Here is a 15,744-nt window from a genome sequence, read left to right on the forward strand (position 1 = left end):
ATAAAAATAATAAAAACAGAAATAAATGGGAAAAATAGGGCACCTTTGCGTCCGTTTCAATCCACCAGTTCAATGGCATCCGTCGGGCAGACATCGATGCACTGCTCACATTCGGTGCAGTCATCGGGGCGGGCTACCTTTGCCCTCTTCCCATCTTCCGTTTCTTCCACGTCATATACGTCTGTGGGACAGACGTCATAGCATTCAAGTGAACCTACACATTTGTCGTAATCGATTTTCGGATACATTTCTAACCCCCAATTTATATTTATTTTCTCGATATTTGTTAAGAGCTTCAATGGATTTCCAATATGTTTCCAATATGTTTCCAATATGTTTCCAATATGTTTCCAATAGATTTTTTCCCGTAATTTCAGTCTTCAACAAGTTCGATGGCGTCTTCCGGACAGGCATCCGCGCACTGTTCACATTCGATGCAGTCGTCGGGACGGGTCACTATTGCTCTCTTCACTTCCTCTTTCTCTCTCGCATCAAAAACGTCAGCTGGGCAGACCTCGTAGCATGCAAGGGCTCCGGTGCATTTTTTATAATCAATTACAGGATACATTCCTCTCCCCCATTTTCATATTATTCTCAATCTTTTAATCCCATTCTTTTAATCCCGCTCTTTTAGTCCCACTCTTTTTAGTCTCAATCTATCTTGACGTCCACGGTATCCGGAGCTTCCCTGTACGGAGCTGTCACTATGAGTTTTCCGTTTGAGTATTTTGCCACGGCTTTTTCCGGGATAACCGGACAGCAGAAAGCGTAGGTTCCTACATATTCAACCCCGGTTTCTTCCCTTTTTGCCCTGATAAAGAACCCATCTTCGACCATCTTGAACTCGATGCTTTCTTTCTCGACTCCCGGCAGGTCGATTTCGATATCCATGTTTCCCTGATCGTCCGAACATGAAAACACGTCAGGAGACATTTTTACCATTGCCATTCTTCATCCCCCCTCCAAAGGAATTCCAGAATAAAGTCCAAATAATAATAGCTGGATCGCTTTATTTATAATTTGTGAACAATAAATCCCGGACAAAACGTTGGACAAATAATGCCGGCTAAGTAATGCCGGAACAAATTATGCCGGAGCAAATATTTGTTCCCGAAATTCCTTTTCCTCGAATTTTTATTCCTGTCACTCCCAGAGCCCTCTGTTTTTGTCTATAAGGGCGTGCTGGGTTTCTATCCTTGAGCGGGTGTAAATGAGGGCTGCCGGGTGGTAGATTTTCAGGACCATCCTTCCGTTAATTTCTTCGGGGACTCCCCATTCCATTTTTTTCCCGGGGGAGTAGGCTTTTTCGGCGGTGTTTCCCAGGAGGATTACAACTTTTGGGTCGAGAAGGGTAATCTGGGCGGTAAGGAAGGGTTTGCAAGCTTCAAGCTCGCTTTTTTTCGGGTTCCTGTTTTCCGGGGGGCGGCATTTGAGGGTGTTGATCACGGCCCATTCCTCCTCCGAAAGCCTCATATATTCAAGCATTTTGTCAAGCTCTTTTCCGGCTCTTCCGCAGAAAGGGATTCCCTTTTCGTCCTCGTTTTTTCCGGGAGCTTCCCCTATAAAAAGCACTTTCGGGGTGCTGGAGCCTTTTCCTATTACCTTGTTGGTTGCGGTTTCATGGAGAGGGCAGTTTTTACAGGCAAGAATGGCTTCCTCAACGCCCGAATATCCTGTCTCCACAAGTTCCCGAACCTCTTTTTCAAAATCAGCTCTCTTTCCGAGATTATTATTTTTTTCAAAATCGTCATTGTTTTTTTCAACGGCTGCCACGGCTTTCCACCTTCTCTAGCATTTTTCCTGAAAGTATTTAAGCAGCTCCTGTAAGCTTCTTTCCCTGCCAGGTCTACATTTTGTTATTTTTTAAAAGTTTTGTATAAAATCGATCCCCCTCTCGTGAGCTTTAAATTAGAACAAACTTATTTATGGAAAAAATCCTTAGACAAAGGTAAACATTGCTGAGCAAACAAAAAACGTAGATAAATATCTTGACTTTTATTAATTATTCACAAAGGCGTGCTGAGGGTACATGACTTCCAGAGACTTTCTTACGATCGATGACTTTGACATAGACGGAAAGACAATTCTTGTAAGGGTTGACCTGAACTCTCCCATGGATCCGGATGGGAACATCCTGGACGATATGCGGATAAGGAGCCATATTGCCACCCTGAAGGACCTTGAAACTGCGAAAGTCGTCCTGCTCGCGCACCAGAGCAGGCCGGGGAAACAGGACTTCACCGTCATGAAGCCCCATGCCCACCTGATGAGCAAGCACCTGGGCAGGGAGGTCCGATATGTGGACGATATCTTCGGGACCTTTGCAAAGACCCATATCGCTTCCATGGAAGACGGGGATGTCCTCATGCTCGAGAATGTCAGGTTCTATTCGGAAGAGACCCTTTCCAGGCCTGCAGCCGAACATGCGGAGACATACCTGGTAAAAAAACTGGCACCTTTTGTGGATATTTTCCTGAACGATGCTTTTGCGGTAGCTCACAGGTCTCACCTCTCCGTGGTAGGCTTTACCGAAGTCCTTCCGACAGGCGCGGGCAGGGTAATGGAAAAGGAGATTATTTCCCTGGACAGGGGTATAAAAGGCGGGGAGAGGCCCTGCATCTTCGTGCTGGGAGGAGCCAAGGTGGACGATTCCCTCAAAGTGGCTAAAAACGTGCTTTCCAGCGGTGGAGCGGATAAAGTTCTTTTCACCGGCGTGGTTGCAAACGTGGCTCTTGAGGCTTCCGGGGTGAACATAGGGAAAATCAACCTGGAGTTTATAAGGTCTCAGGGCTACGAACCCCAGATAGATCTGGCAAGGGAATTACTTTCAGAATTCGAGGACCGGATCGGGCTTCCAAAGGACGTTGCCCTTAATGACGGAAAGAAAAGGGTTGAGGTGCAGGTCTCAGAACTTGGCCCCGACTCCCTCCCGATCAACGACCTCGGGCTGGAAACCATTGTGGAATTTTCCAATGAAATCGAAAATGCAAAAACCGTTGTCCTTAACGGGCCCGCGGGGGTCTCGGAAATCGAGAATTTCGCCCTTGGGACCCACGAAATCATCAAGGCTGCGGTCAAGTCCGATTTTTCCATCATAGGGGGCGGGCACATTTCCGCAGAAGTCGCTCACCTGGGCCTGGGGGACCGTTTCTCCCACATCAGCACCGGCGGAGGGGCCTGCATCGATTACCTTGCAGGCGAAAACCTGCCCGGGGTCGAAGCCCTGAAAGCCGCTGCCCGAAAGTACCAGGAAGCCAAAAAATTGTGACGATTTTGTGAATATTTCTTCCGTAATTTTTACTTACTTTTTACTTACTTATTTATTTATTGATGTTGTTAATGTTATTGATGTTATTGATGTTATGATTTTATGATGTTATTGACGTTTTGATGTTATGATGTTTTGATGCTTTGATGTTTTGTTATTGATTTTCAAACAAGGGGTGTTGGTTCATACATGCTTACGGAAACAGAAGGAAGGACTGCAGTTAAACTTGCAAGGGCAACCATCGAATCGTACTTTGAAGGAACAGGAAAAGAAGACTTTGAACCCCCGCTGGGGGATTTTGACCTCTCGCCCGTCTTCGAGGAACAGCGGGGTGTATTTGTCACGCTTACCGAACACGGGCTGCTAAGGGGCTGTATAGGACATCCGTACCCGGATTCCCCGCTTAAAGAGGCAATTGTCGATTCCGCAATATCGGCAGCAACCCGGGACCCCAGGTTCCCTCCCGTCGGAAAAGACGAGATGAAGGAAATTGTCGTAGAGGTAACTGTCCTCACCCCCCCGGAAAAAATAGATGCCATCCCCGAGGAGCTTCCCGAACTGATCGAGATCGGAAGGCATGGGCTCATTGTAAAACAGGGCTTCTACCAGGGTCTTTTGCTCCCCCAGGTCGCCCCTGAAAACAACTTTGACGCTCTCGATTTCCTGAGCCATACATGCCTGAAAGCCGGCCTGTCTCCTGACGCCTGGCTTACAGGGGCGGAAGTCTACTGGTTTGAAGGGCAGATCTTCAAGGAAATGGAAGCCGGGGGAGAAGTGTTCGAAGAGAAGTTCTGAATTTCCGGCTGCGGCGTTTTCTGGATTTTTTCCGTGCCGCGCAGGGGAAATCGAATATCTGGATTATTTCCTTTAGCCCCGAAAACCGTTTTTCAGTCTAGATTTTATAGGGGTGCCTCCGCCAGCTTGTCTGGCGGCCCTCAGCAAAAAGAAATGAAAAAGATGTCTGGATATGAGTATTTTTCTGGTTGTATTTGATTAACAATCTCCAGAAGTGTTTTCAGAATCAGGAAGTTAATCTATTATTTGGGATGAAAGTAAACTCTGAGTTTTAGGATGAGCTTAATCACTTAAGATAAGGAAGGATAACATAATAAAAAACACGCAATCTATAATTAGAAGGACCAAAAGAAACCAGAAGAAACCACTTTCATTTAGGAAGTAATTACATAGGGAAAAAAATGAAAACATAATTGAGCCAGATGCAAATGCGTAAGAAATCCCTTGCACTTTAATTGCTGAAAATAATTTCATATTGTATTGTGGGAGTTCATTATTTTCTATAAATTGGACTGAACCTGCCTTTTTTATTACCTTGTTGTAGCTGAATGCATGAACCATATTTAGAACTATAGCTACAAAAGTTAGCACTATAAAGAAAAAACATAGAATAATATTTGGATTTCTAATAATTCCGCTGGCAACAGTAGTTAAGGTAGTACCGTTTTTACCTATTGCTTCGAGTGTAAAACTTATAATTGTAAAATAAAATGCAGTTAGAATAAGTAAAATATTTAGAAGTGAGGCAAATCTGCCCAAATTTTCTTTACGCTGTTCAAATAATTCATTCATGACTTCGATATCTGCTTGTACATCCTGCATACTGTTTTCTTATAAGGGTAATGATGCTTACATATAAAAATACTTCTATATGCTTTGAGTGGGATAAAATCCTAACTCTTCCAATAATGATGCTTGAGCAATTTTCTTAAACGATATTAGGAGAAAGCAAATAATATTGAGGATCATCCTTTGGATGTAACAAAATCTCACATTTTCGCTAATTAGGAAGGGATAAAAAATTTTATTTTGACTTTAACTCCTGAAGAAGCCCGAAAAATAGGAATCAAGCACAGAAGCGAACTAAGGTGTCTTAAGGAAAAAGCGATGGAGGGAAAGTTAAATTTTAATACACCAGTTATGAAGAAAGTTCTAAAATATTATTATACGTGCGTATCTACCTGGCTTGGAGAGGAGAAATACAGATCTTCCCACATCCTCCTTGATGTATCAATGTAGCAAGCAAACCTAATTGACCCTTCTTTGATCTTTATCCCACAAACAGCCTCCACAAAAAGATAAAAGGGAGGTTGCTCTACGATCTACCGTTATATTTGCTCAAATAACAATGAATTGAAGGTTATAGTATTTTTATCGAAGTTTTCTGGCTGTGACATGTTCTTCTAGTTCTGTTTGGTTTGAAAATCTTTTACCACAGTTATCACAAATGAAATTTCTAGGATGTTCATTTGCTGATTGTGTCTGCGAGTTATTGATTGTATCTCGCAAAACGAGCACATCTGCCTTCTTTTTCTTGACTTGAGAAATACCCCAAGAACTACCCCATTGATTGCGGTTATGGGTAAATGATCCCCGTGATTTTTTTACTCTTTTAGATTTATCTTTGAATAAATTTTTGTCTTTTTTCTTGTGTGGCTCTTTGGGTGCATAAACAATAAATGCCTCTGGCTCAATCGTAGTTTTTTTGAAACCCCCCATGGTTATAAAATTTTCTCGTGGCTGGTCCGCATAATACGTTTTCGTGTGGGTCATACAATAAGGACAAAAACCTCCTGTACTGGTTGGTTTATCCTTATTACACCTTTGACAAAAACCTCTTGCCATATATTGGTCACAAGCTCCTACGAATTAGTTTAAAGGCTTTAGATTCAATTATCTATAAACAGAATTTCTGAATTTAAAACTTGGAACTTTGTTCTTGAAACATTGAGAAGATATGTAGTGGACAATAGGGTTATCAAAGAAAGTAAAAATAATGTTATCAAATAATTCCACTCTTAACATTCTTTTATCTTCCAATCTAGTGTCACGCCAATCATCAAGTATTGGGCAATACTGAATCTATGTAACCGATTTTATGCGACATTTTTCCTTTGACGCGATGCTAGCACCTACCTTTTACAGATAATGCACTTTTAAAGAATCCAAATTTTTGTGGTTTATTTATATTCTATTCATGTGTCCTAAATTTCTATGTACTTATATTATTGCAGCCTAGTTTTTCATTTTTAATTCGAGTTATTTTCTATTCATATTCTTCTAATAATATATATTCACAAAAGTAACTTATGTACTGAAAAGTAGACTACTTTTTAATGCTAATTTGAATTTAATTAACTATATTAGATAATAATTATAAAGTAGGAATACTAATTTCTTTTATATTTGTAACTTTTAAAGAAGAAGTAACTTGAATAAATCTTACATATACGTACAAAAAAACAACTTTTAGATTAATTTTGAAAGTTCTAAAATTATTTTTCTTATTTTAATTGGAAACTCTGAATAGAGAAATTTACTTTTGTTAGGCTGCTTGTGATGGATTAAAATTGGATTCTTTAGTCTTTGAAGGGAGGCAGTTCAGCCAGCATATCTCCTGCATCCAAAAAAAATTTGGCATTTAAGGTTAACTCCCCCTTTACCATTTTTCAATTTTTTATTGTCATCAACATAAGCAGAACAAAATCGATGACTATTAAACTAGCTTCAAAATATAATCTTTTATACCCCATGATATAACGTTTAAATCCAACAGACCTTATAAATAAACCCGAGAATAAGAATGAAAACCTGTTTCCCGCAACGAAAAATGTACCGGAATTCTTTTGAAGACATAAATCCGGAACTCTACGTCCTGTCCCTTTCTAGGTTCTGTGAAGACCTGGGCTCAGGGATGCTGGTAGCCCTTATTCCCTTATATATCGCTGACCTTGGGGCTTCGTTTTTTACCGGGCTTCCTCTGGTCGCAAAAGCAGGGCTCGTAACCGCAGGTTTTGGGCTTTTCAGTGCCATTACCCAGCCCCTGATGGGCCGGTTTTCTGATAAAATTGACCGCAGGAGGCCTTTTGTCCTCTTCGGGCTGATCGGGTACACGTTTTTTTCACTCCTTTATTCTTTCGTAACCGACTACGAGCAGCTGCTCTTCATCCGCCTGCTCCAGGGCATAACCGTAGGGGCAACCATTCCTGCGGTCATTGCAATGGTCACTCACATCTCTTCCCCCGAGACCAGGGGAAGGGCCGTCGGGATCTATACCACCATCCGGGGGGTAGGTTTTGGGCTCGGGCCAATCGTAGGGGGGGCAATTGCCAGCTATTACGGTTTTGAAGCTGGTTTTCATTTCTGCGCTTTCCTGGGCATTGTGAGCTTAGTGCTGGTAAATGTTTTTGTGAAAGAGACCCGGGGTCCCGTGGAGCCGGTTCCCGAAGAAAGCAGCGGAAACGGGCTTGTCTCCATCTATTCCCTTGCAGGAGCCATGCTCATGATGATGGTGGGAATAATGATGATTGTCGCCCTCCTCCCCGAATATGAGGTCCGGCTGGAAGCTTCCGAGCTTTCCCTCGGGGTTGCCGTTTCAGCCTACATCTTTGCAAGGCTTCTTTTCCAGACCCCACTCGGGAGCCTTTCCGACAGGATCGGGCGGAAGAAACTGATCGTAAGCGGGCTTTTCCTGAGCATTCCCCTGGTTGTGGTCATGGGTTATGTCACGAGCGTAAACCAGCTAATTCTCGCCAGGGCTCTCCAGGGCGTTCTCGTAGCTTCCATTGACACTCCTGCGATGGCTCTTGCAGCCGACCTTTCCAACGGTTCCTTCACCAGTTCGAAGCTCAGCATCATTACCACAGCCCAGGCTGCGGGGATGGCTATCGGCCCAATATTCGGGGGTTTCCTTGCCGGGTACATGACCTTCGTAACCCCGTTTTACGCCTGTGCCCTCCTCATGCTCCTTGCGGGTTTCGTGGTGATGAAAAAGGTCGAAGAGCCTGGAAGATGTTGAAATCTTCCATCTTTTTTGCCTGATATTGTGCAGGGGCATCTGTACAGGATAGTTTTAGGGTAATTGAGCAACCGGGATGGAAAATAGTGATGGATAGAAGTGATGGAAACTTCTAATGGGAATAAGTGATGAAAAATAGTGGACACACAAAAAAATAAAAAATAGAGAAATAAAGGTGGAGGTGATTGGTAGGAGGAAAAATCGTTTTTTAACACAGGAGTTTTTTAACACAGGAGTTTTTCAATGGAGTTATCTTTTCTTGACGATTTGAGGTTTGAGTTGATCGTTTTTAGCGGTGGGCCGTTTTTGTAGTGGATTGAATTCAGTGTGTTTGACCCGTTTTTGATCGTTTTTGGTGGTGGATTGCTTCTGTAGTGGATTGCTTTTAGTGGATCGGAATCGAAGTCAGTGCCGGATTTGAGTATGAAGGGTTAATTGTCGGGAAGGTTGGCCCGCAGGTTTGATAACCTGCAAGTCCTTTCGGCAGATGTGGTTTTAGTGGTTTTGGTGGTTTTATCGGTACTGTTTTACCTGGCCTTATCGGATCTATCGTTTTCATCGTTTTGTGGTATTTGAGGCAGCAATTTTCTTAGCAGTACCTCTGGTTATGGCAGTCGCTTCTCACTCGATCCGGATCTTCTTTCCGGCTTCTTTTTTCAGTTTCGGAAGAGTGACGGTTAAGACTCCGTTGTGGAGTTTGGCGCTTGCTCCTTCTTCGCTTACGCCTTCCGGAAGGAGGATTTCCCGGTGGTAGCGGGTGTAGGTGCGCTCTTTTCGGATGTAGCCTTCCTTTTCGCTATCCTCTTCTTTTCCGTGGCCTGCACTGATTACCAGGGCATTGTCTTTCAGGCTCAGTTCGATGCCTTCTTTCTCAATACCTGGCATGTCAGTCGTGACGGTTACTTTGTCATCCTCCTCCATCACATCTGTGAGGGGGGATAAGACATCTCCGCCTACCCTGTTTTCAAGAGCCGGGAAAGTCCTGAACATCTGGTCCATATATTCCTGCATTCTTCTGATCTCATCAAACGGGTCCCAGGTGTATACGTCACGTGGTGTTCTTTTGATCGGCAGTTTCATTTACGATGTCCTCTGTGTTTGATTTCTGGATACTTTGATTTCTGGATTTTCTTTTAATCGCAGTTTTTCGTTGAATTTGGGTGAATGTAAGGTTATTTTTGATGCCGTTTTTTTCCTTGCCACAGGAGGCTGCCTGTGAAAACGAATATCTTCAGCCGAGGGATGGAGATTCGTTACTGAAATTAATGTCATTTTTCCGTTTTCGCAGGCATGATGGCATGGGAGTTTGGAACTTTTTATCCGCCTCCTTGCTGAAGCGGACTTTTTTTTGAAGACGGTAATCCCGCCTTCGATCTGTATCTTGTAGGTCGCTTTTATGAGTTAACTGGTGGATACTACCATACAGTTACTGCTGGTGGGTTACTATATGGTGGTTATGCCATCCAGTTACTATCCTATAGTTAGTATTCTTAATATTTAAACTTTTCGGTAAAAACTATTTAATTATTGAAAATTAGTTTTTGAAATAGCCGTAGAACCAGTTTTTCCGGTAATCAGGTGCAAGATTTCTTTTTTTCCTGCTGAATATTCTACTGGACTTTGTGGACTTCGGGCCACTGTAAGGGGCAAAAAATCGGGTCAAAAACCCGTAAGTTCTTCGGTTCTGGAAAGGAGTTGTGGCTCCCCTGGCTGCCTCTCCTCTTCCAGTTCCATCAAAAACTGTTTGAACCCGGTGTATTCGTCCGTTTCTTCGGAAACGGGCACAAAACCGCATTTTTCGTAAAAATGAAGGGCATTTCCATTTTCCAGGTACACTTTTAGGGAAAGGTTTCCTTTCAGGGCTTTAGCATGTTTGATAAGTGCTGTTCCTATCCCTTTTCCCTGCATTCCGGGTTTGACAAAGAGGGCGCATATTCTTCCGTTGATCAGGGAAATAAAACCCTGAACTTTCTCATCTTCCTCAAAAACCCAGTTTTCCACAGCAGGCAGATAGGTGTCTTTCATTGCACCCCTCTGTTCCGCCCAGAACTCCGCTGGCATAAAGGCATGTGAAAGTACGGATGCTTCATACCATATCCTTACAAGGTCTTCAAGTTCGCTCTCTCTGCAAGTTCTGATCAATCCTACTCGTCCCCGATTTTTATTTACTAATTTTTTATTATTCTAAAATTAAAATTACACTCAGATATATTTATGGATTGGGGAAGCAGATGAAATGAAGGCATATTGGCTATTTATAAAAGAGAAAGTTCGGTCCCGGCCTGTTCAAAAATAGACAAATTAACCTGGATAAACGAATTTACCTGGATAAACGAATTTACCTGGATAAACGAATTTACCTGGATAAACGAATTTACCTGGATAAACGAATTTACCTGGATAAACGAATTCAACAGGTTCTGGCTGGATAATTCGGACCTCTGGTTAAAAAGCATTGAACCATTAAAAAACTCAAAAACACCTGGGTTTTCAAAAAAGGAGTTAAAGGATAAGAAATCCGAAACAAAAAGAAAAAGTCGGATAACTTTTATATCTTTTTTAGTTTCCCTTTAATTTTTAGTTATATATTATGTTGACTCGATTTTGTGTATCAAGTCGTTGGCATAGCTCCTTGCCAGCCTCATACAATTCTTGGATGATTCCCCTCGGGAATCGCAGGGTACAACTCTCACCAGCTCACCGAACTGGGACACGTGCACTTCAGGTCCCTGAGAAGTTTCCACTTTCATGAAAGAGTATCCATTCGGAAAGGTCATTTTCTTAACCTCCAATAATTAATATGTCACACATTCCATATAAGCATTTTTTAAATTAAAAATCATTATAGATTATGGCTTCGCAATTTGAATTTTTGTCTGTAATTATGGACTTTTCGAGTAATCCTAATTTTGGGAAATGGAATAATTTTATGGGAAGTCCAAAATAGAAAGTCATTTATATGACTGTTATCGGCGTTAATTCTCTCTTATCTTTTTAATACCTTTCTTGATCTAATAATGGAAAGGGCGCCGATACTAACGGATATCTGCTAATATAAATGAACAAAATGAAAAGAGATAAAGGGTAAAACGAATCAAAAGTCAAAAATTAAGCAAATGAGAAGTTTCCGGTGTCCGGATTTGTAAACGGTCCGTTTAATGAAGGTAAGTTTACAGGAATTTTTCGACCGTTTCCAGCAGTTCTTCCTCATTCCTGGCCAGGGTGTCTGCAGATACTTCAATCATCAGGTTTACTATACCGTTAGAAAGTTCTCTGAAATCGGTCCGGAGCCCAATTATTACTTTGCCTTTTGCGTAAGCGTAGCCGATTTCCCAGGCCGTGCCCGAGTCTACATCCACACCGTCAAGGACTGCGACCACAAAGTCCGAATCGTCCACTCCTTCCACACAGCGCTGGAAAATATATTTCTGGTTCTGGCGTTCATGCTCTTTTTTTGCGTCTTCGGCATCTTCCTGGGGCAAAAAGACTGCAAAGCCTTTCTTAAGGAGCATATCCCTTAATTTCCGGTTGAATTCAAGTTCCGCCTGGGTGAAAAGGGGGCCTGCAAGGTAAATTGTCTTTTTTTCTTTCAAGTTTTTTTCCTCCGCCACTTTTTAAGATATTTTTTTCACGGGATTTCCTGAAAAGGAAAGGGGATGGTTCGTGAAATAGTTTGCTGGTTCTTATAACATTCAAATATTAAATATGTTTAAATGTTATATCTTTCACCTCACGCACAAAAAATTTTAAATGAGTTGCCTGAATATATTAACACTTATTCAGAAATGGTGGTGTTGTGTGTTTTTTATAGAAAAGCTATTTAAGAATTCCAGAGCTTGGGGCCAGGTCTTTGGATCTTTTATATCTATGATAATTATTTTAATCCTGGCTGCTCTTTTCGCTGCAGTAGTTTTCCCGGGATTTAATGGATACTCCGGGGAACCCTGTCCGACAGTAAATCTTGACATTTTCTTTGTTAATGAAAGTACGGTGGAGTTCAGGCATATGGGCGGGGACTGCCTGGAATTCGACAGCAGGTCTCTGGGAGTTTTCCTGTATGTTAACGGGAAAAGTTATTTGCTTGATGCTTCTTCACTTGGAGACCTTGAGGTGGGAGATTCAAAACTCCTTAACCTGAATGAAGTGGGGCTCCCACCCATAGAATTCGGGTCAAGGGACGAAGTCATCATAAAAGTCGTTGACCGCAATTTTGGAACACTTGTAAGCTATCAGGACCTCCATGTGCCTGTTCACGTCACGATTTAGCCTTAATAAGATTGTATTTTTATTTTTTTAATATTTTCAATTTTTAGTTGATAATTATTTTTTCAAGTTCCGCGGTTAATTTATTTCGAAAGCATTCTATTAAAATTAGTTTCAACTCTCTGAACCGTTTATTGCCCCAAAGGGGCTTTTGGTCCTCTCTCAGCTGTCTTTCCCAATAACAAGTTTAATCATATGGTTCACACATTACACAGGTGAGTGAAGACCATGATCAAGGCAGGAATTATAGGAGCTTCCGGATATACGGGAGGAGAACTCTTACGCTTACTGGTTAATCACCCTGACGTTAAACCGGAGCTTGCCACTTCCCGGAGTCTTGCAGGAAAACCCGTAGCAGGTACCCACAGGCACCTTGAAGGCTTTCTGGATCTCAGGTATGAAAACCCGGACCCTGAAGAGATAAGGGCACGCTGTGATGTTGTGTTTGTTGCGGTGCCCCACGGGACTGCGATGAACTACGTCCCCGAACTGCTCGATGACAATACGAAAGTAATAGACCTGAGCGCTGATTACAGGCTTGAGACTTCGGTATTCGAAAAAGTTTACGACCTTAATCATGCCGACCCGAGAACTGCTGTCTACGGACTTGTGGAACTTCATCCTGAGGCTGCAAAAGAACAACTGGTTGCAAACCCGGGTTGTTTTCCTACGGGTGCGATCCTCTCGGCAGCCCCCCTTGCGGCAGCAGGGCTTATAGACATGGCGATTTTCGACTCCAAAACCGGGATTTCAGGAGCGGGCATAAGCCCTTCGGGAACTTCCCACTATCCCAACATTGCGGAAAATATAATCCCTTACAAGCTCACCGCACACAGGCACAGGGCAGAAATTGTCCAGGAACTGAACCGGCTCGACGGAAATCTCAGGAACATCAGTTTTACTCCTCATGTGATCCCCACTATCAGGGGCATCCTCACAACCGCCCATATCTTTACTAAAGAGCCCCTTTCAACAGGGGATGTACAGGCGCTTTATGAGGAGTTTTACAGGGACAAACCCTTTGTGCGGCTCCCGGGAGTCCCGTCCCTCACTGCAGTCCGGGGTTCGAACTTCTGTGACATTGGCTTTGAGGCGGATGCGGAAAACAACCGTGTGGTAGTGCTCTCGGCAATTGACAATCTGGTAAAAGGGGCATCAGGACAGGCAATCCAGAATATGAACCTGATGTTCGGGCTTGAAGAGACCCGCGGGCTCTGGATACCTGCAACTGCACCGTAAATTAAACACAGTGTTCCCCAGGCAGCTTCCTGTCTGTGCTAACGTTATTGCATTGAATGTCTGAACTGACAGTTATGTACTGTGCTGACAGTTATCTACCTTGCTGGTAGTTATTATACTGTGCTGAAACATCTGAATTGACAGGTCTGCAGGCCGCAGGGCAGGCGAGAACATATAACTGGTGACGTATAAAAATAAAGAATGGAATCCATTTCAGGGGTAGTCAGATGAAGGTAAAAGATGTCATGAATCCGGATGTGGTCTTCTGTAAGCCTGAAGACAGTGTCCGCGACACCGCAAAAATCTTGAAAGAACACGATATTAGCGGGGCTCCGGTCATTGAGAACGAAAAGCTTGTGGGAATCGTGAGTGAAGCCGATCTGCTCAAACTCCTGGTTCTCCCCGAACACGGAGGGCTCTGGCTTCCGAGTCCCTTTGAGGTGATCGAGGTCCCGATCAGGGAACTCCTTAGCTGGGAGGAGACCAAGAAAATGCTCTCGGACATTGGCACAAGGCAGGTCGGGGAGATTATGAAGAAGGACGTTTACACTATCTCTTCCGAAGCGTCCGTAGAGGAAGCTTCCGAGCTTATGATCCGGCACAGGATCAACAGGCTTCCTGTTGTTGAAGAAGAACGCGTTGTTGGCATTGTCACCCGCGGGGATATAATCCAGGGAATTTCAAAAATCTGAGTGCCATAGACTAATATGCTAATGGATCTGATTTGTGAATGGATCTGATTTGTGAATGGATCTGATTTGTGAATGGATCTGATTTGTGAATGGATCTGATTTGTGAATGGATCTGATTTGTGAATGGATCTGATGTCCAAATTGAATTATAAAATGAAACTTATTAAACTGAAGGGAGATTGGACAGGGGGTTTTCCATGAAGAAAATAGATGGTGGTATCTGTGCGGTCCAGGGCGTGTCCGCGAACGGAATCAAGGAAGGAAAGACGGGGCTCGTGGTCATTCTTGCGGAAGGGCCGGCTGCGGGCGTCTTTACCAGGAATAAGGTCACTGCGGCTCCGGTGCTTTTGACCAGGCAGCGAATCGAAACCGAAAACCATCTCTCTGCCGTGATCGTGAACAGCGGGAATGCAAATGCTTTTACCGGAGACGATGGCTACCTTGACGCAATGGGAATGGCGTCGATGCTTGCCGGAAAACTTGACCTTGACCCCGAACTGGTTGCCGTTGCGTCCACAGGGGTAATCGGAAGGAGGCTTGACCTCGGGCTGATCGAAAAGCAGCTTCCTGAAGTGCTCGGGGCTATGGGGAGTTCCCCCGGCTGCAGCCAGGCGGCTGCAAAGGCTATCATGACCACGGATAAGGTTCCAAAAGAAGCTGCCGTAGAACTTGACTGCGGGGTCAGGATAGGGGCGATTGCAAAAGGTTCCGGGATGATTGAGCCCAACATGGGGACAATGCTCTGCTTTGTCTACACTGATGCTAAAGTGCCTGCCGATGTGCTGGACGCGGCGCTCCGCAAGGCTGTGGAAAAAAGCTTCAATATGGTTGTTGTGGACGGGGACACCAGTACGAATGATATGGTGCTGTTCACCGCCACATGCAAATCCGGGATCAAACCCTGCCTGGAATGCCTGGACGAGTTTGAGGAGGGGCTCCTTTACGTACTCACCGAGCTTGCAAAAAAGATGGCAAAAGACGGGGAAGGCGCCACTAAACTGGTCGAAGCCAGGGTAACGGGTGCGAAAGAGTATGAAGACGCCAGGCTGGCTGCAAAAGCCATAGTCCGCTCTCCCCTTGTGAAGACTGCGATTTTCGGAAAAGACCCTAACTGGGGTAGGGTCGTAGCTGCTGCCGGGTACTCGGGAGCCGAACTTGAGCAGGACAAACTTTCCCTTTCCTTCATAGGCGGGGGAGAGGAAGTCGAGCTTGTGAAAGCGGGGGATATCTCCGGCTTTGCAGACCTCGGGCTCCTGAAGAAGATCATGGCAGCTGAGGAAATCGTCATCACCCTTGACCTGGGAATGGGCGAGGAATCGGCAACCGCCTGGGGCTGTGACCTCACGTACGACTATGTCCGGATCAATGCCGAATATACCACCTGATGGCCTTAATGGGCCGCAGAAATGAGTCGGCTCCCCGGGTTCGGGCAATGTTATATAAAATGAAAATAAATTAACCTGAAAGAA

At 43.9% G+C, this 15,744-nt stretch carries 18 protein-coding genes; 8 read left to right on the forward strand and 10 right to left on the reverse strand.

The window, feature by feature from the left end; translation table 11 throughout:
- Nucleotides 1–56 precede the first annotated feature (56 nt).
- From ACSAZK_RS14445 to ACSAZK_RS14460, 4 genes are all read right to left on the reverse strand, one after another.
- Complete coding sequence (locus ACSAZK_RS14445; protein WP_440954772.1) at nt 57–248, reverse strand: 4Fe-4S dicluster domain-containing protein; 192 nt, start codon at nt 246–248, stop codon at nt 57–59.
- A 125-nt stretch (nt 249–373) separates the two neighbouring features.
- Entirely contained in the window at nt 374–568 is a 195-nt protein-coding gene (locus ACSAZK_RS14450) for a 4Fe-4S dicluster domain-containing protein (RefSeq protein WP_440954773.1), read from the reverse strand.
- An 83-nt stretch (nt 569–651) separates the two neighbouring features.
- A complete protein-coding gene (locus ACSAZK_RS14455) occupies nt 652–948 on the reverse strand; it encodes an Hsp20/alpha crystallin family protein (RefSeq protein ID WP_440954774.1) in 297 nt (98 codons plus the stop codon).
- 195 nt (nt 949–1,143) lie between these two features.
- Nucleotides 1,144–1,773, reverse strand: a complete 630-nt coding sequence (locus tag ACSAZK_RS14460) for a uracil-DNA glycosylase (RefSeq protein WP_440954775.1) — start codon at nt 1,771–1,773, stop codon at nt 1,144–1,146.
- 256 nt (nt 1,774–2,029) lie between these two features.
- Here ACSAZK_RS14460 and ACSAZK_RS14465 point away from each other — a divergent pair, with 256 nt between their 5' ends.
- Both ACSAZK_RS14465 and ACSAZK_RS14470 read left to right on the forward strand, forming a co-directional pair.
- A complete protein-coding gene (locus ACSAZK_RS14465) occupies nt 2,030–3,268 on the forward strand; it encodes a phosphoglycerate kinase (RefSeq protein WP_440954776.1) in 1,239 nt (412 codons plus the stop codon).
- A gap of 189 nt (nt 3,269–3,457) precedes the next feature.
- Complete coding sequence (locus ACSAZK_RS14470) at nt 3,458–4,063, forward strand: TIGR00296 family protein (RefSeq protein ID WP_440954777.1); 606 nt, start codon at nt 3,458–3,460, stop codon at nt 4,061–4,063.
- 282 nt (nt 4,064–4,345) lie between these two features.
- Here ACSAZK_RS14470 and ACSAZK_RS14475 read toward each other — a convergent pair whose 3' ends face one another.
- The gene (locus ACSAZK_RS14475; protein ID WP_440954778.1) at nt 4,346–4,885 is read right to left on the reverse strand and encodes a hypothetical protein; all 540 of its coding nucleotides are present in this window, start codon (nt 4,883–4,885) and stop codon (nt 4,346–4,348) included.
- Between the two features lie 549 nt (nt 4,886–5,434).
- Entirely contained in the window at nt 5,435–5,782 is a 348-nt protein-coding gene (locus tag ACSAZK_RS14480; RefSeq protein ID WP_440954779.1) for a hypothetical protein, read from the reverse strand.
- A gap of 1,111 nt (nt 5,783–6,893) precedes the next feature.
- Here ACSAZK_RS14480 and ACSAZK_RS14485 point away from each other — a divergent pair.
- On the forward strand, nt 6,894–8,081 hold the full coding sequence (locus tag ACSAZK_RS14485) for an MFS transporter (protein ID WP_440954780.1): 1,188 nt from the start codon (nt 6,894–6,896) through the stop codon (nt 8,079–8,081).
- 621 nt (nt 8,082–8,702) lie between these two features.
- On the opposite strand, the gene ACSAZK_RS14490 is transcribed toward ACSAZK_RS14485, so the two are convergent.
- Both ACSAZK_RS14490 and ACSAZK_RS14495 read right to left on the reverse strand, forming a co-directional pair.
- Nucleotides 8,703–9,161: an Hsp20/alpha crystallin family protein gene (locus ACSAZK_RS14490; protein ID WP_440954781.1), complete on the reverse strand. Its 459-nt coding sequence runs from the start codon at nt 9,159–9,161 to the stop codon at nt 8,703–8,705.
- 579 nt (nt 9,162–9,740) lie between these two features.
- The gene (locus tag ACSAZK_RS14495) at nt 9,741–10,223 is read right to left on the reverse strand and encodes a GNAT family N-acetyltransferase (protein WP_440954782.1); all 483 of its coding nucleotides are present in this window, start codon (nt 10,221–10,223) and stop codon (nt 9,741–9,743) included.
- A 105-nt stretch (nt 10,224–10,328) separates the two neighbouring features.
- On the opposite strand from ACSAZK_RS14495, the gene ACSAZK_RS14500 reads away from it, so the two are divergent.
- Complete coding sequence (locus tag ACSAZK_RS14500; protein ID WP_440954783.1) at nt 10,329–10,655, forward strand: hypothetical protein; 327 nt, start codon at nt 10,329–10,331, stop codon at nt 10,653–10,655.
- 14 nt (nt 10,656–10,669) lie between these two features.
- Here the strand turns inward: ACSAZK_RS14500 and ACSAZK_RS14505 are convergent, their stop codons facing one another.
- Together ACSAZK_RS14505 and ACSAZK_RS14510 are read right to left on the reverse strand one after the other, a co-directional pair.
- The gene (locus ACSAZK_RS14505; RefSeq protein ID WP_440954784.1) at nt 10,670–10,858 is read right to left on the reverse strand and encodes a hypothetical protein; all 189 of its coding nucleotides are present in this window, start codon (nt 10,856–10,858) and stop codon (nt 10,670–10,672) included.
- Nucleotides 10,859–11,251: 393 nt separating this feature from the next.
- On the reverse strand, nt 11,252–11,674 hold the full coding sequence (locus tag ACSAZK_RS14510) for a nucleoside 2-deoxyribosyltransferase (protein WP_440954785.1): 423 nt from the start codon (nt 11,672–11,674) through the stop codon (nt 11,252–11,254).
- Nucleotides 11,675–11,948: 274 nt separating this feature from the next.
- Between ACSAZK_RS14510 and ACSAZK_RS14515 the strand changes: the two genes are divergently transcribed.
- From ACSAZK_RS14515 to argJ, 4 genes are all read left to right on the forward strand, one after another.
- Entirely contained in the window at nt 11,949–12,347 is a 399-nt protein-coding gene (locus ACSAZK_RS14515) for a type IV pilin (RefSeq protein ID WP_440954786.1), read from the forward strand.
- A 225-nt stretch (nt 12,348–12,572) separates the two neighbouring features.
- Entirely contained in the window at nt 12,573–13,583 is a 1,011-nt protein-coding gene (gene argC / locus ACSAZK_RS14520; protein WP_440954787.1) for an N-acetyl-gamma-glutamyl-phosphate reductase, read from the forward strand.
- A 227-nt stretch (nt 13,584–13,810) separates the two neighbouring features.
- Nucleotides 13,811–14,275 carry a CBS domain-containing protein gene (locus ACSAZK_RS14525; protein WP_048180178.1) on the forward strand — a complete coding sequence of 155 codons (465 nt, stop codon included), beginning with the start codon at nt 13,811–13,813 and terminating at the stop codon, nt 14,273–14,275.
- Between the two features lie 197 nt (nt 14,276–14,472).
- Nucleotides 14,473–15,660 carry a bifunctional ornithine acetyltransferase/N-acetylglutamate synthase gene (gene argJ, locus ACSAZK_RS14530; protein WP_440954788.1) on the forward strand — a complete coding sequence of 396 codons (1,188 nt, stop codon included), beginning with the start codon at nt 14,473–14,475 and terminating at the stop codon, nt 15,658–15,660.
- Nucleotides 15,661–15,744 lie beyond the last annotated feature (84 nt).

The organism is Methanosarcina sediminis, from assembly GCF_052056915.1.
In the GTDB taxonomy this organism is placed as follows: domain Archaea; phylum Halobacteriota; class Methanosarcinia; order Methanosarcinales; family Methanosarcinaceae; genus MTP4.

Coding starts and splice junctions, on each gene's coding strand:
- ACSAZK_RS14445 (WP_440954772.1), bottom strand. CDS start 248: ATGTATCCGAAAATCGATTACGACAAATGTGTAGGTTCACTTGAATGC.
- ACSAZK_RS14450 (WP_440954773.1), bottom strand. CDS start 568: ATGTATCCTGTAATTGATTATAAAAAATGCACCGGAGCCCTTGCATGC.
- ACSAZK_RS14455 (WP_440954774.1), bottom strand. CDS start 948: ATGGCAATGGTAAAAATGTCTCCTGACGTGTTTTCATGTTCGGACGAT.
- ACSAZK_RS14465 (WP_440954776.1), top strand. CDS start 2,030: ATGACTTCCAGAGACTTTCTTACGATCGATGACTTTGACATAGACGGA.
- ACSAZK_RS14470 (WP_440954777.1), top strand. CDS start 3,458: ATGCTTACGGAAACAGAAGGAAGGACTGCAGTTAAACTTGCAAGGGCA.
- ACSAZK_RS14475 (WP_440954778.1), bottom strand. CDS start 4,885: ATGCAGGATGTACAAGCAGATATCGAAGTCATGAATGAATTATTTGAA.
- ACSAZK_RS14480 (WP_440954779.1), bottom strand. CDS start 5,782: ATGGGGGGTTTCAAAAAAACTACGATTGAGCCAGAGGCATTTATTGTT.
- ACSAZK_RS14485 (WP_440954780.1), top strand. CDS start 6,894: ATGTACCGGAATTCTTTTGAAGACATAAATCCGGAACTCTACGTCCTG.
- ACSAZK_RS14490 (WP_440954781.1), bottom strand. CDS start 9,161: ATGAAACTGCCGATCAAAAGAACACCACGTGACGTATACACCTGGGAC.
- ACSAZK_RS14505 (WP_440954784.1), bottom strand. CDS start 10,858: ATGACCTTTCCGAATGGATACTCTTTCATGAAAGTGGAAACTTCTCAG.
- ACSAZK_RS14515 (WP_440954786.1), top strand. CDS start 11,949: ATGATAATTATTTTAATCCTGGCTGCTCTTTTCGCTGCAGTAGTTTTC.
- argC (WP_440954787.1), top strand. CDS start 12,573: ATGATCAAGGCAGGAATTATAGGAGCTTCCGGATATACGGGAGGAGAA.
- ACSAZK_RS14525 (WP_048180178.1), top strand. CDS start 13,811: ATGAAGGTAAAAGATGTCATGAATCCGGATGTGGTCTTCTGTAAGCCT.
- argJ (WP_440954788.1), top strand. CDS start 14,473: ATGAAGAAAATAGATGGTGGTATCTGTGCGGTCCAGGGCGTGTCCGCG.